The organism is Burkholderia arboris, from assembly GCF_902499125.1.
Taxonomy (GTDB): domain Bacteria; phylum Pseudomonadota; class Gammaproteobacteria; order Burkholderiales; family Burkholderiaceae; genus Burkholderia; species Burkholderia arboris.
In genome coordinates this window covers 106,366-120,013 of record NZ_CABVPX010000009.1, presented here as the reverse complement: position 1 = coordinate 120,013, position 13,648 = coordinate 106,366, and the positions used below count along the sequence as shown (strand labels likewise).

The 13,648-nt window shown below is 65.6% G+C and carries 16 protein-coding genes; 8 read left to right on the top strand and 8 right to left on the bottom strand.

Annotation, left to right across the window (positions count from 1 at the left end):
- The first annotated feature begins 34 nt into the window (after positions 1-34).
- Positions 35-511 carry a GNAT family N-acetyltransferase gene (locus BLA15945_RS13510; RefSeq protein WP_059237899.1) on the top strand — a complete coding sequence of 159 codons (477 nt, stop codon included), beginning with the start codon at positions 35-37 and terminating at the stop codon, positions 509-511.
- A gap of 18 nt (positions 512-529) precedes the next feature.
- Here BLA15945_RS13510 and BLA15945_RS13505 read toward each other — a convergent pair whose 3' ends face one another.
- Positions 530-1,255: a class I SAM-dependent methyltransferase gene (locus BLA15945_RS13505; protein WP_059237900.1), complete on the bottom strand. Its 726-nt coding sequence runs from the start codon at positions 1,253-1,255 to the stop codon at positions 530-532.
- Between the two features lie 190 nt (positions 1,256-1,445).
- On the opposite strand from BLA15945_RS13505, the gene BLA15945_RS13500 reads away from it, so the two are divergent.
- From BLA15945_RS13500 to BLA15945_RS13490, 3 genes are all read left to right on the top strand, one after another.
- Positions 1,446-2,447, top strand: a complete 1,002-nt coding sequence (locus BLA15945_RS13500) for a hypothetical protein (protein ID WP_059237901.1) — start codon at positions 1,446-1,448, stop codon at positions 2,445-2,447.
- 221 nt (positions 2,448-2,668) lie between these two features.
- Positions 2,669-3,259 (top strand): DUF4410 domain-containing protein, encoded by a 591-nt coding sequence (locus tag BLA15945_RS13495; protein ID WP_059237902.1) that lies wholly within the window; start codon positions 2,669-2,671, stop codon positions 3,257-3,259.
- Between the two features lie 567 nt (positions 3,260-3,826).
- Complete coding sequence (locus BLA15945_RS13490; RefSeq protein ID WP_059237903.1) at positions 3,827-4,636, top strand: TlpA family protein disulfide reductase; 810 nt, start codon at positions 3,827-3,829, stop codon at positions 4,634-4,636.
- Between the two features lie 39 nt (positions 4,637-4,675).
- Here the strand turns inward: BLA15945_RS13490 and BLA15945_RS13485 are convergent, their stop codons facing one another.
- Positions 4,676-5,593: a LysR substrate-binding domain-containing protein gene (locus tag BLA15945_RS13485; protein WP_174992608.1), complete on the bottom strand. Its 918-nt coding sequence runs from the start codon at positions 5,591-5,593 to the stop codon at positions 4,676-4,678.
- Positions 5,594-5,705: 112 nt separating this feature from the next.
- Between BLA15945_RS13485 and BLA15945_RS13480 the strand changes: the two genes are divergently transcribed.
- The gene (locus tag BLA15945_RS13480) at positions 5,706-6,305 is read left to right on the top strand and encodes an FMN-dependent NADH-azoreductase (RefSeq protein ID WP_059237905.1); all 600 of its coding nucleotides are present in this window, start codon (positions 5,706-5,708) and stop codon (positions 6,303-6,305) included.
- 78 nt (positions 6,306-6,383) lie between these two features.
- Here the strand turns inward: BLA15945_RS13480 and arsH are convergent, their stop codons facing one another.
- From arsH to BLA15945_RS13460, 4 genes are all read right to left on the bottom strand, one after another.
- Complete coding sequence (gene arsH, locus BLA15945_RS13475; protein ID WP_174992607.1) at positions 6,384-7,106, bottom strand: arsenical resistance protein ArsH; 723 nt, start codon at positions 7,104-7,106, stop codon at positions 6,384-6,386.
- A gap of 20 nt (positions 7,107-7,126) precedes the next feature.
- Positions 7,127-8,200 (bottom strand): ACR3 family arsenite efflux transporter, encoded by a 1,074-nt coding sequence (gene arsB / locus BLA15945_RS13470; RefSeq protein WP_174992606.1) that lies wholly within the window; start codon positions 8,198-8,200, stop codon positions 7,127-7,129.
- A gap of 76 nt (positions 8,201-8,276) precedes the next feature.
- On the bottom strand, positions 8,277-8,771 hold the full coding sequence (locus tag BLA15945_RS13465) for an arsenate reductase ArsC (RefSeq protein ID WP_174992605.1): 495 nt from the start codon (positions 8,769-8,771) through the stop codon (positions 8,277-8,279).
- A 21-nt stretch (positions 8,772-8,792) separates the two neighbouring features.
- Positions 8,793-9,140 (bottom strand): ArsR/SmtB family transcription factor, encoded by a 348-nt coding sequence (locus BLA15945_RS13460; protein WP_174992677.1) that lies wholly within the window; start codon positions 9,138-9,140, stop codon positions 8,793-8,795.
- A 312-nt stretch (positions 9,141-9,452) separates the two neighbouring features.
- Between BLA15945_RS13460 and BLA15945_RS13455 the strand changes: the two genes are divergently transcribed.
- The 3 genes from BLA15945_RS13455 (at position 9,453) to BLA15945_RS13445 (ending at position 10,727) form a co-directional block, all read left to right on the top strand.
- The gene (locus BLA15945_RS13455; protein WP_174992604.1) at positions 9,453-9,866 is read left to right on the top strand and encodes a hypothetical protein; all 414 of its coding nucleotides are present in this window, start codon (positions 9,453-9,455) and stop codon (positions 9,864-9,866) included.
- A 202-nt stretch (positions 9,867-10,068) separates the two neighbouring features.
- Positions 10,069-10,410: a SymE family type I addiction module toxin gene (locus BLA15945_RS13450; RefSeq protein ID WP_174992603.1), complete on the top strand. Its 342-nt coding sequence runs from the start codon at positions 10,069-10,071 to the stop codon at positions 10,408-10,410.
- Positions 10,407-10,727 carry a helix-turn-helix domain-containing protein gene (locus BLA15945_RS13445; protein ID WP_059237910.1) on the top strand — a complete coding sequence of 107 codons (321 nt, stop codon included), beginning with the start codon at positions 10,407-10,409 and terminating at the stop codon, positions 10,725-10,727. Before BLA15945_RS13450 ends, BLA15945_RS13445 begins: the two co-directional genes overlap by 4 nt.
- 161 nt (positions 10,728-10,888) lie before the next feature.
- Here the strand turns inward: BLA15945_RS13445 and BLA15945_RS13440 are convergent, their stop codons facing one another.
- On the bottom strand, positions 10,889-12,472 hold the full coding sequence (locus tag BLA15945_RS13440; protein WP_174992602.1) for an MDR family MFS transporter: 1,584 nt from the start codon (positions 12,470-12,472) through the stop codon (positions 10,889-10,891).
- Positions 12,469-13,593, bottom strand: a complete 1,125-nt coding sequence (locus tag BLA15945_RS13435; protein ID WP_174992601.1) for an HlyD family secretion protein — start codon at positions 13,591-13,593, stop codon at positions 12,469-12,471. Before BLA15945_RS13435 ends, BLA15945_RS13440 begins: the two co-directional genes overlap by 4 nt.
- Positions 13,594-13,648 lie beyond the last annotated feature (55 nt).

Here is a 13,648-nt window from a genome sequence, read left to right as displayed (position 1 = left end):
AACGCACCCTACCCTCATCGACAGGCTCGCGAACATGAACGTTACCGACACCGACCTGACCGTACGCACGGTCCGGGAAGACGACTACGACCGATGGCTGCCGCTGTGGGACGGCTACAACCGCTTCTACGGCCGCTTCGACACCACCGCGCTGCCGCTGTCCGTCACGCAGCTCACGTGGTCGCGCTTTTTCGACGGCTACGAACCCGTGCACGCGCTCGTCGCCGAACGCGACGGCCGGCTCGTCGGACTCGTGCATTTCCTGTACCACCGCAGCACGACGCACGCGGGGCCGTCCTGTTACCTGCAGGATCTGTTCACGCTCGACAGCGAACGCGGCAAGGGCGTCGGCCGCGCGCTGATCGAGGCCGTGTACGACGCCGCACACCGGCATCGCGCCGAACGCGTGTACTGGCAGACGCACGAGACAAATCACACGGCGCGGCGGCTCTACGACACCGTCGCGGATCGAACAGGCGGGGTGGTGTACAGGAAGGCGCTGCCGCGCTGAGCGTGGCGGGCCGGACGCTCAGCCCAGCGGCCGCGCCTTGATCCACAGAAACAGCGGCACGCGCGCCCACTGCTTCAGCTGATCCGTATCGGCATGATCGGGCGGCGGCTCGCGCAGCGACGCGATCGCGAACCCGGCCGCCTCCAGCGCTTCCATGTACGCCTGCAGCGGCAACGACCACCCCGCGAAATGCATCGACAGCCCGTCGCGCGTTTCCACGCCGTCGAAATGCTCGCGCCCGAAATAGCTGCCCTTCAGCACGAACGGCGCATCGGGTTGCGGCCCCGCGAAGCCGCCGCGATCGCGGAACGGATGCACGAGCGAGATGAACAGCGTCCCGTCCGGCTTCAATACGCGGCGCGCCTCGTTCAACGCGCGCTGCATGTCGTCGAGATCCATCAGCACGTTGTACGCCATCACGAGATCGAAGCTGGCCGCGTCGAACGGCAGCGCCGCCGCGTCGGCCAGTTGATAGCGATGCGCGGAATCGGCGTGGCGTGCCGCGTCGAGCATCGCGGGCACCGCGTCGCTCGCGGTCACGTCGTAGCCGAGCGCCTTCAGCTCGCGGCTCACGCGGCCTTCGCCGCAACCGATCTCCAGCGCGAGGCCGGTGCCGCGGCCAATGTAGGCCGCAAGCCCCGCACGGTATTTCCAGAACGCATCGTGCCCCGGCTTGCCGGCCCAGCCAATCCATTGATCGGCGACCTGCATCCAGTGTTCGGTAATGGCTTTCGTGTCGGTCATGTCCGCTTCCGCCCGGTATTCGTCGTTGCCCAGGATGCGGATGGTAAGCCGAAGCGGCGAACGGCGTGGGCCGGCTACGGCATTGGGCCGGTTTCCGTTTCCGGCCGCAACGTCCTACAGTTACGAGAAACAACCCGCGCCGCCGCGTATCGCCCCCTCGACGATACGCACCCGATTCCGAGGAAAGTCCATGCCGAGCATCCTGGCCGCTCAAGCCAACCTCCCCCCGAGCCCTGTCGCGGCGGAAACACGCATGGTGCACGACGTGGCGACGCTGAAACCGTCCGACTACCATTCGGCGGATGGTGCATCGTGGGTCATCTCGACCGTCACGCCCGCCAAGGACAGCGGAGCGAACGTCACCGGCCCGACGTATTTCGACACCGCAAAAGGCCAGACCGTCGCGGTACCCGATGCGCGCCGCCGCTATGCGAACCGCGGCACGTGGCAGGTCGTCGCGAGTTCGAGCCCCTCCGTGCCCGCGACGGGCCGCTATGACTGGCTGACGCTGTCGTGGCTGCCGATCAACCGGCGGCCGCTGCCGCAAACGCCCGAACACCTGTATTCGCCGTTCATTCGCGGCGGCACGATCGTCTATCGGTGGAATCCGGCGGCGGAAGGCGGCGAGCAGTTCGGCAACGTGCGGATGATCTTTCCGGAATGGACGCAGCAGGTGGCCGCTGCGTTGCGGTCCGCGCCGGGTGCGGCGCCGGATGGCGCGTCGGCCGCACCACCCGCGCTCGATCGCCTGACGGCGGACACGAATCCGATGACCGCCGTGCTCGACTTCGGCGACGCGCTGCGTGAAGAACCGGTCGAGCGGATCGTCGCGCGGCTGCCCGCGTTGCTGCGGGTGAAGGACCTGCATGAACTGTCGGCGATCGTGTTCCTGTGCCTGTCCGGATCGCGCGCCGAAGACCGGCCGCGCTTCGCCGAGACGATCAACGGCGCGATCGCGTCAACCGACGACCACGCACGCCTGCTCGCCATCGCGTACGGCGCGTTCGCGGCCGGCCGGTCGCGGCCCTATCCGTTCAACGATGCGGGACAGACGGCGCGCATCAACGACGTATTCGGCGCGTTGAAGCAGCGGACAGCAGCGCTCGGCGTGCCGGTCGGGGAAGGGTCGCCGTGGTACGAGTTCTTCACCGCGTATCGGCTGGGTGGTGCGGTATCTGCCAACCGACAGTAATCGCACGCAATGGGTCGCCGCCGCGACCGCAAAGGCCGGTCTCCAACACCTGTCGTCCGACACCACGCAGTGCCGCCGCCATTCATCGGCGCTAAGCACCACGATGCATAAACACCGAATCGAATTTCGATCCATTCGACTATCTGGATCGGATCGCGTCGTGTTAGATTCCGGCCCGGCCACAGAGCCAATTCAAATAACCCCAATCAAAAGACCAAACCATGCAATCTCTTTTCCGTCATGCCGCGCTGGCACTGGTGACGATCGGCTTCCTGTCGGGCTGCGCCAGCAGCGTGACACGCGATGCCGGCAATCCGGCGGGGGCCGACGTGACCGCATCGACGACCCAATTCGGTACGAAACCCGTGATCGTCAAGGTCACGCTCGACAATGCTGCGCAGGAGGCGTTGAAAGACAACCTGAAGTTCGACGCCAAAAAGCTGCAGGAGAAAATCGAAAGCGCGCTGGACGCACGCAAGCTTCTGGCAAAGGCGGATTCAACCGATGCGATGCACCTGAATGTCGAAGTCACCGGTATTCGCGTGCGGTCGAGTTTCTCTGCCGTCATGTTCGGCTTCATGGCCGGCAGCGATTACATCGACGGCGCCGTCACGTTTGCCGATGCCGACAATCATCCGGTCGACCACTTCAAGGTGTCGGCGTCGTATGCGCTCGGTGGTATCGCCGGTGTCGACAGCATCCGCATGGACTGGCTGTACGAGAAATTCACCGAGAAGACGCTCGCGACGCTCGATCCGGCGACCGCGGCGCAGCAGGCCACCGCCGCATCGGCAGCGTCCAAGAAACTGTAAGGCCCGATGCCCGACGGAACGCGGATGCGCGGCCCGCCGGGCCATGGCGGTAGACCCCATGCCGCCGCCAACGAGCAGCCTCGCCGGTCGACAACCAACATCATGCGATGCGCGAGTGAATGCCCCGCGCTCGCATCTGGCAGCATTCCTGTTCCGTTGGTCCGGCCGACTGGCATCGGCGCGCGGCCGCGCCCACCGGCCGCCACAAGGCATTCACCCCCGCTCGCACGACGATAAAAAAGCGGCCGCTCGCGAGAGGAGCGGCCGTCAAAGAACGTTCCCGGTTCGGGATACCGGATGACACCACATCTCACCGGCATGCATCTTGTTGATGAGCGAAATGCCGCTGGCCATCAGGCCGGTCTGATTCGCTGCCCATCCGCATGAACATCACGCAGTCCTGATCCACGCGCGTTCGCCGAATCCGCAATACGCCGTTACGTTCTCGAAGGGAACCCCCATACGTGGCAACCGGTCGAATCGCCGACATCACCGTCGACGGTTTCATCGCCGCGGCGGACAATCCCCTCTCCTGCCCCGCTCGTTCACGTCCAACCATTCCCTTTCATGCTGAGCCTCGGTCCCTTCTCGATCCGCGTCGTCGCGGTCGCTGCCGCCGCGCTGCTGGCGTGGCTCGTCGCGCGTGTCATCCAGCGCCGCCCGCCTGACGGACATCACAAGACGGCATCGAGCCTGATCCTCGACGTGCTGCTGCTCGGGTTGGTCGCCGCGCGCGTCGGCTATATCGCGCAGTGGTGGAGCGACTATGCGGCATCGCCGCGCTCGATCGTCGCGCTCGGCGACGGCGGCTTCGACTGGCGCATCGGTCTGGCGGCCGCCCTGGTGTTCGCGGGCTGGCGCCTGCGCCGCTTGCCCGCGCTGCGGCGGCCGGTACTGGCCGGCATCGTCGCGGGCCTCGGTGCGTGGGGTATCGCGCAAGGCACGCTGGCGACACTGCAGCAGAGCGCGCCGCCGCTGGCCGCAATGGAACTCCAGGCGCTCGATGCAACGCCCGTGTTGCCGGCAAGCTTCGTCGGCAAGCCGGTCGTCGTGAACCTGTGGGCGACATGGTGCCCGCCGTGCCAGCGCGAGATGCCGATTCTCGAACAGGCGCAGCGCGACCATCCGGGCATCACCGTGCTGATGCTCAACCAGGGCGAAAATGCGCAGGTCGTGCGCGCGTTCCTCGAACAAAAGGGCCTGCGCTTCGATCACGTGCTGCTCGACCCGTCGCTGCACACGATGCATGCGTACGGGTCGCGCGGGCTGCCGACGACGCTGTTCTTCAATGCGAAAGGCGACCTCGTCGAGTCGCACATGGGCGAGCTGACCGCCGCGCGACTGAAGGACGCCGTCGCGCAACGCTTCGGACAGTAACGCGCGCCGGCAGACGAGAGGCGGCCTCACGCCGCTTCATCACATCCGCGCTTCGACTACCGCCAGCCGGGCAGGCAGGTGCACCAGCAGCGCATCGACCGCTGCGCGGACTTTCAGCGGGAGATGCAGCGTGTAAGGCCATACCGCCTGGATCGGATAGATCACGCCCGGCCGATCGGCCAGCAACTCGCGCAACGCGCCGCTGCGCAACGCATCGCGCGCCAGCCAGTACGGCAGCCACGCCACGCCGAGATCGGCCAGCGCGGCATCCATCAACGCGCGCAGGTCGTCCGACAGCAGCCGAACAGCGGGCTGCAGTTCCACGCGCTGACCGTCGACGATGACGGGCCAGCGATGCACCTGACCAAAGCGCGTGTAGGCCAGCGCCTTGTGCTGTTCCAGTGCTTCATGGGTTCGCGGTTCGCCGTAACGGCTCAGGTAAGCCGGAGATGCGCAGAACGCCATCCGGTGCTCGCCGAGCGGACGCGCGACCAGCCCGCTGCTGTTCGGCAACGTGCCGATGCGCACCGCGAGATCGAAACGCTCTTCGACGAGATCGACAGACCGGTCGCTGAACGACAGGTCCAGATCGAGATCGGGGTGTGCCTTCGCCAGTTCGATCAGGATCGGCGCGAGGCACAGATGACCGAACAGCGTCGGCATCGACACGCGCAGCCGCCCTTTCATCTGCCATTTGCCGGTTTCGAGCAGTGCCTCGCCGGCCTGGATCTCGTCCATCGCGCGCAGGCAATGCTCGTAGAACAGCGCCCCTTCGTCGGTCAGGCTCTGGCTGCGCGTCGTGCGCTGAAACAGCACGACACCCAGCCGCTCCTCGAGGCGCGCGATGCTCTTGCCGACCGCCGAACGCGTGATGTGCAGCTTCTCGGCCGCCTGCGCGAAGCTGCTCGCTTCCACCGCGGCGACGAACACGTCGATGCCTTTCAGGTTGTTTCGCATGCAATTGAGGACAATTACGCTACACAATGCGTCGATCTTATCGCTTTTGGCGATAAAAAGTGAATGATAGGATCGATTCCAGTCCTCAACATTCGCAATGGAGCACGCCCCCATGGCCCGGATCCTCGCCCTCAAATCCAGCATCAACGGCAGCCAGTCGCAAACCGGTACGCTGATCGACACGTTCCTCGCGCAGCGCCAGGCCAACGGCCACACGGATGAAGTAAGCGTGCGTGACCTCGTCGGCGACGACCTGCCGATACTCGACAGCGAGCTGTTTCACGCACTGCGCGGCGCGGAGAATCCCAGCGAACGCGCGCAACAGGCGATCGCGTTGTCCGACAAGCTGATCGCCGAACTCAAGAGCAGCGACCTGCTGCTGATCGGCGCGCCGATGTACAACCACAACGTGCCGACGCAGTTGAAGAACTGGTTCGACCTCGTCGCGCGTGCCCGCGTGACGTTCCGCTACACGGAGACCTATCCGATGGGCCTCGTCGAAGGCGTCAGCGCGATCGTATTCAGCGCGCGCGGCGGCGTGCACGTCGGCCAGGCGACGGATGCCGTCACGCCATACCTGCGCGCCGTGCTCGGCCTGATGGGTATCAATGAAGTGGAATTCGTCTATGCCGAAGGGCTCGACATGAAGCCGCACGGCTTCAATGCCGGGCTGGAGCATGCGCGCCAGCGGATGGAAGCGCTGCTCGCGTAAGTCGACGCGTGCCTGCCACGTATGTGCAGCGCGGGTACGCGTGACGCAGCGTCACGCATCGATCGACGTCGAGAAAGGTCAGATGCTGCGCTGATTGACCCGCTGCGACAGCGCCTCCGCAGTCTCTTTGCGTTCGCTGTACCGATCGACGAGGTAGGGACCGACATCGCGCGTCAGCAGCGTGAACTTCACCAGTTCTTCCATCACGTCCACCACGCGATCGAAATACGCCGACGGCTTCATCCGCCCCGCTTCGTCGAATTCCATGAACGCCTTCGCCACCGACGACTGGTTCGGGATGGTCAGCATGCGCATCCAGCGCCCGAGCACGCGCATCTGGTTCACCGCGTTGAACGACTGCGAGCCGCCGCTCACCTGCATCACCGCGAGCGTCTTGCCCTGCGTCGGCCGCACGGCGCCGACCGACAACGGAATCCAGTCGATCTGCGATTTCATGATGCCGGTCATCGCGCCGTGCCGTTCCGGCGAACACCACACCATTCCTTCCGACCACATCACCTGCTCGCGAAGCTCGACGACCTTCGGATGACTGTCCGGTGCGTCATCGGGCAGCGGCAGGCCGCTCGGATTGAACACGCGCACGTCGGCCCCCATCGCCGTGAGCAGGCGCCCGGCTTCCTCGACCAGCAGACGGCTGAACGAACGCTCGCGCAGCGAGCCGTAAAGAAGCAGGAGCCGGGGCGGATGAGTCGAGGGCGTCGCAGGCCGCAATTGAGCGGCGTCCGGCACGCGGAACAGGTCGCCGTCGAGTTGCGGCAAATCGTTCAGGTAGTCAGTCATGGGTGAGTTCTCCGATGTTCTCAGGTCCGGCACTCGTACCAGCCCTTCGACTGATTGACGATGCGCACGACCAGCAACATCACCGGCACCTCGATCAGTACGCCGACGACCGTGGCCAGCGCCGCGCCGGAATGAAAGCCGAACAGGCTGATCGCGGCTGCGACGGCCAGCTCGAAGAAGTTGGATGCACCGATCAGCGCCGACGGACACGCTACGTTGTGTTGCTCGCCGACCGCACGATTGAGCCAGTAGGCCAATGCCGAATTGAAGAACACCTGAATCAGGATCGGCACCGCGAGCAGCGCGATCACCAGCGGCTGCTTCAGGATCGCTTCGCCCTGGAACGCGAACAGCAACACGAGCGTGGCCAACAGCGCAGCGATCGACCACGGGCCAATCTTCGCCATCGCGGCATCGAAGGCAGCCGGCCCCTTTGCAAGCAAACGCCTGCGCCAGAGTTGCGCGAGGATCACCGGGATGACGATGTACAGCACGACCGACGTGAGCAGCGTCGCCCAGGGCACCGTGATCGCCGACATACCGAGCAGCAGAGCGACCAGCGGCGCGAACGCGACCACCATGATGCTGTCGTTCAATGCGACCTGCGAAAGCGTGAACAGCGGATCGCCCCCCGTCAGCCGGCTCCACACGAATACCATCGCCGTGCATGGCGCGGCCGCCAGCAGGATCAACCCGGCGATGTAGCTGTCGAGCTGGTCCGCCGGCAGCATCGGTGCAAACAGATGGCGGACGAACAGCCAGCCGAGGAATGCCATCGAGAACGGCTTGACGAGCCAGTTCACGACGAGCGTGACGCCGATGCCTTTCACGTGCCGGCGCACCTCGTGCAACGCACCGAAGTCGACCTTGACGAGCATCGGGATGATCATCACCCAGATCAACAGCCCGACCGGCAAATTGACTTGCGCATATTCCATCCGGCCGATCTGCTGGAACAGGGCCGGCAGTGCCTGGCCAAGCGCAATGCCGGCGACGATGCACAGCGCAACCCAGGCGGTCAGGTAGCGCTCGAAGAAATTGATGGCGGGCTTCGCGACAGCCTTGCCCGGCGGGGCGACGTTGGAGGTATTCATGGCGTGGGCGTGGGCGTGGGCGTCGGTGTTGAAGTCGCGCGTGGCGGCTCGATGCTTCGAGCCGCCACGCATGCGATCAGTTTTGCGAGATGGCGGTCAGCGCCGTCTGCAGTTCGGCATTGCTCATGCGATCAACGGGCAGCGCCAGCAACTGCAGCATCCGGTAACCGATCGCCTGACGCGTGAGCTCGAACGCGAGGCGCTTGCCTTCGTCCCCCCCTGTCGCATTCGACGGATCGGCGTAGCCCCAATGGATTTTCACGGGACTGCCGGGCCAGTACGGGCAGGTTTCCGTCGCCGCGCCATCGCACACCGTGATGACGATGCGCATTTCAGGCGCGCCGTCGCCGACGAATTCGTCCCAGCTCTTGCTGCGGTAGCCGTCGACGTCGACACCCGCGTTCGTCAGCGCCTCCAGCGCGAACGGATTGAGTCGCCCGCTCGGCGCACTGCCGGCGCTGTACGCCCGCACGTCCTTGCCGAGCTTCGCGGCCCAATGGTTCAGCATCCCTTCCGACAACACGCTTCGTGCCGAGTTATGGGTGCAGAGGATCAGTACGTTGGTCGTCATGAATGGGGGCGCGCGTGCGCTTCACGGTTGACGGGCGCGAGCCGTTCCACCGGCCGGCGAGCAAACGGACACGGGCGAGCATGGATTGCCGCCGCAGCAGTTCTCCGTGAGATAGCCGAGCAACCCGTTCATCGTATCGAAGTTTGCGCAATAGATCACAAAGCGCCCTTCCTGCCGGCTGGTAACGAGTTGGGCGTGCGCCAGCTCTTTCAGGTGGAAGGAAAGCGACGACGGCGGCACATCGAGCAGCGTGGCGATCTGGCCGGCCGGCAAGCCTTCCGGCCCCGCCTGCACGAGCGTGCGGAACACGGCAAGCCGGGATTCATGCGCGAGCGCCGCGAGCGCGGCAACGGTCTGTTTCGTTTCCATATTTCCATGATAGTCGAAATATTGAAATATGTGAAGCAAGCGTGATGGCGAGCAATGCGCGTGAGGCGCCGGCTCGACGCCCTGTCGGCATCCGGTTCTTCTCGATGCAATCCGCCCGAGACGTTGCCCGTGCCGGGAACGGATTGCGATGATCCATTCGAAACCGGATTGCGCGATGTACGCCCCGAACATTGGGGTGGGATGCCCGACGCATCGGATTCAGCCATCGCCGCGCCTCGCGCGACTGCCCGATTCAGGCCGCCCGACGCATACGTCGCATTGCTTCGCGTCCGCACCGGTGGCGAAGGGTCGTTGTCCGATCCGTTCGGTACGTTGTGCTTCGATCGCACCGAAGACACACGCCACGCCGGGCGCACTGGGAGCTGCGACGTTGTGCTGTTCGAATTCGATCTGCCAGCCGCATCGTGGTGGCCGGCGCTCGGGTTCGACCGCATCGAGCCGATCGGTTTGGCACGAACGGTTACGGACAATTCTTCACAGTTTCCACAACTGATCGGCGTATCTCGTTTGCACGATGACCAAGCTCGCATCGAACATCGCGCCCCCGTGCCGGCAACGCCGGATCTCAACGTGCCGAACCTTGACAGCACAACGCTCTCACGCGTGTCGCGCGTGCTGCCGGCTCTACCGGCGAACGCGCATGAACGGCATGTACATCGTTGCCGAGACGATCGCGCCCTGCATCGTCCACATGGCCAAAGTTAGGAAAACGCATCTTTCCATAACCCGCCCCAATCGCGACTACGCTACAGTGGCTGTGCGTTTTCGCGAGGATGCATGGCCATCGAGCGTGTCATGTATGCGATGGCCTGGCCGACAAAAATCCGTCGTGTAAACGAGCGCGGCGCGCGGGTGCACGAACACCCACGCGCCGCTGACCACAACCGACTCACAGCAGGAGTTAGCCATGGCTGACGCGAATCATAGCGCAACCGTTCTGTTCCCCGATCGCTTCGTCATGCCCCACGCGGCGATTGAACATCGCCGCACCATTCCGCACCTCCGACTCACCGACATGGCGCCGCCCGAGCGGTATCTATCGATGAAGCTGTCCGGCCGTTGGATCGAGGCAGCGGGTTTCGATCCGGGGCAGCGCCTGAGAATCGAGGTATCGCACAGGCGTCTGGTGATCACGCCAATCGACGAAAGCGACTGCGATTCTTTCGAGCGCGAACGATTCCCCGAGCCCGGTCCCGCGACGAAAAACCAGCAGCAACCGCTTTCGCCGACAACGGGAAATGCACGATGAATCGCCACGCCCCGCACCAACCTGCCGACGACGTGCCGGCCGATTTCGATTTCTATGACGTCGGTGAACTGGCGGCCAAGTCCGCGCTCGTGCTGAAGCTCAATGCACTGATCGCGTCGCGCGGCCTGAGCGACGACGAGGCTGCCGCGCTCACGGAAATGGTCCGGCCGGTGGTGACTCCGGAGCAGCGCGACACGCTCCGGAGCGTGTCGCTGGATCAACTGATGCTCACGTTGGTGGCGTTTGGGCAGCAAGTGGAAATCGTCGTGCGACCGGCCGGACACTCGGCTTCGGCAGGTATCACGGTTTCAGTCTGACGGCCGACGCCGCGCTTCCTCGAGGTCGGTCAATCACGCGTCCGAAAGCTGGTACGCATCTCGCGGCACTCGCGTGCGCGCGACAAGACACTGCCCGAAACCGGGCAGTGCATCGCACGATGCGATGGCGTCGAATACGAGGTATCGCGCCCCCTCCACCGTCACCCCTTCCTCTTCCCCTTCAACACGAACGCCGCCGCCGTACACCCGATCATCGCGATCCCGGCAATCAGGAACGCATCGCTGTACGCCATCAGCAGCGCCTCGCGCATCACGCGCTGGTTCACGAGCCCGAGCGCGAGCTCGTGCACGCCGGAGATCGATCCGCCCGGCAGTACGTCCACACGCGGGGCATGCACGCGTGCGAGCAGCCGCGCGAGCATCGCCATGCGTTCCTGGAATGCTTCGGAGAACGGCGTGACCGCCTCGCCGATGCGCATCGCGTGCAGCTTCTGCCGTTCGACGACGAGCTGGCTCATCACCGCGATGCCGATCGCGCCGCCGACGTTGCGGACCATGTTGAACACGCCGGAAGCTGAGCCGAGCTGCGCCTTCTCGATCCCGTCGACGGCCATCACGGCCAGCGCGATCACGACGAACGACTGCCCGACCCCGCGCACGATCAGCGACGGGACGATCACGTTCGATGCGGCGTCGGCGTCGAGGTGGATGTTCATCAGGCACCCGGCCGCGACCAGCACGAAACCGAGCACGATCGTCGTGCGCGGGCTCGTGCGGCGCATCAGCGGCGGCGTGAGGAACGACATCGCGAACTGCACGAGCCCGTACGGAATCATCGCGAGGCCGATGTCGCGCGCGCTGTAGCCGTGCAGTTCCGCGAAGTAGTTCGGCACGAGGAACACCACGCCGAACACGACCGCGCCAAACAGGAACTGCATCAGGCTCGCGATACCGAAGTTGTAGCGACCCAGCAGGCGCAGGTTGATGAACGGCTCCTTGCACCGCAGCTCGATCGCAACGAACGCGGCCAGCCCCGCCGCCGCGACGAGCGACAGCTCGACGATCAGGCCCGACGCGAACCAGTCCTTGCGCCCACCCTCCTCCAGCACGATCTGCAGCGCGCTCAAGCCGACCGCCATCGTCGCGATCCCGAACCAGTCGGCCCGTCTGAGCATTCCAAGCTGCACGGGCACCGGCCGGATCGCCCAGCCGATCGCCGCGACCAGCGCAATCGCCGGCGGAATCTGCAGGTAGAAGATCCAGCGCCACGAATACACGTCGGTCAGCCAGCCGCCGATCGACGGCCCGGCCGCCTGCGCGACGTTGTTCGCGATCGCGAACAGCGCCATCCCGAGCGGGTGCTTCGACGGCGGCAGCTCGGTGATGATCAACTGGAACGACAGCGGAATCAGCACGCCGCCGAATGCGCCCTGCAGCGCACGCGCGGCGATCATCGTCGAGATGCTCGGCGCGACCGAGCACGCGAGCGAAAACGCGAGGAAGCCGGACGCCCCGACCAGCAGCACGCGCCGCGCGGAAAACACCTGCACGAGCCAGCCGGTAAGCGGAATCACGACGATCTCGGCGACCAGGTACGCGGTGGTGATCCACGAGCCTTCCTCGAAGCTCGCGCCGAGCGAGCCGCGGATGTCGGGCAGCGACGCATTGGTCACGTGCACGTTCATGCCTGCCATGAAGCAGCCGAACACGCCACCGAGCACCGCGACCCACGCGCGCAGCGAAACGGTCTCTTCGTGCGCAGCCTGCGCAGTCGTATCGGTCACGAGCCGGCCCCCTGCGTGCCGCGCGTGTCGACGCGCGCGATCACCGACATCCCGGGCCGCAGCACGACGCCGGCCGGCGGCACATCGACGCGGATCTTCACCGGAATGCGCTGCACGATCTTCGTGAAGTTGCCGGTCGCATTGTCGGGCGGCAGCAGCGCGAACTGGGCGCCGGAACCCGGCGCGAGGCCGATCACGCGACCGTGCAGCGTGCGGCCCGCATAGGTGTCGACGTCGATCTCGACCGGCTGGCCGTCGCGCATCGCGCCCAGCTGCGTTTCCTTGAAGTTCGCGACGACATACACGTCGCTCAGCGGTACCACCGCGAGCAGCGGCATCCCCACTTCGACGTACTGGCCCGAGCGCACCGCGCGCTGGCCGACACTGCCGTCGCGCGTCGCACGGATCACCGTGTGGTCGAGATCGAGCTGTGCGAGTGCCAGCTTCGCCTGGGCGGCTGCGCGCCGCGCACGCGCCTGCGCGATCGCCGCGGTGCTCTGCTCGCGACGGCGCTGCAGCACGGTCTGCTGGTCGGTCTGCACGCGCACGGCCGCGCCCGCGCGGGCCAGCTCGGCGCGCGCCTTCAGCGCGTCCGCGTGCGCCTGCTCCCAGCGCTGTCCGCTCGCTGCCGATTCGGTGAGCAGTTGCTTGTAGCGCGTCGCATCGGCGTCGCGTCGCGCGGCTTCGGCGCGTGCGGCGGCCGCGTCGGCGTCGGCCTGCGCGATCTGGCTGCGCTGCTGGCCGACCTGCGCGTCGAGCGTCGCGGCCGCCGCCTGCTCGGCCTGCAGCGTCGCATCGGCCGCCGCGACGGCCGCCTGCGCATCGTCGACTTTCGCGCGATAGTCGCGATCGTCGAGCCGCACGAGCACGTCGCCGCGCTTCACCGGCTGGTTGTCGTCGACGGTGACCTGCACGACGTAACCCGATACGCGCGAACTGACGGTCACGACGTCGGCGCGGACATACGCGTCGTCGGTGCCCTCGATGAAACGGCCGACGGTCCACCAGTGCGAGCCGGACACGGCAAGCGCGATGACGGCGAGCACGACGCCCGCGGCAATCAGTTGGCGCCGGGAGAATCGGGCGGTTTTGGCTTTTTCGGGTATGGCAGTCGTGCTCATGATCGGAATGATGAGTGGGCGTGCAAGAGAACGGACAGGGGTGCAGCGAATGCGG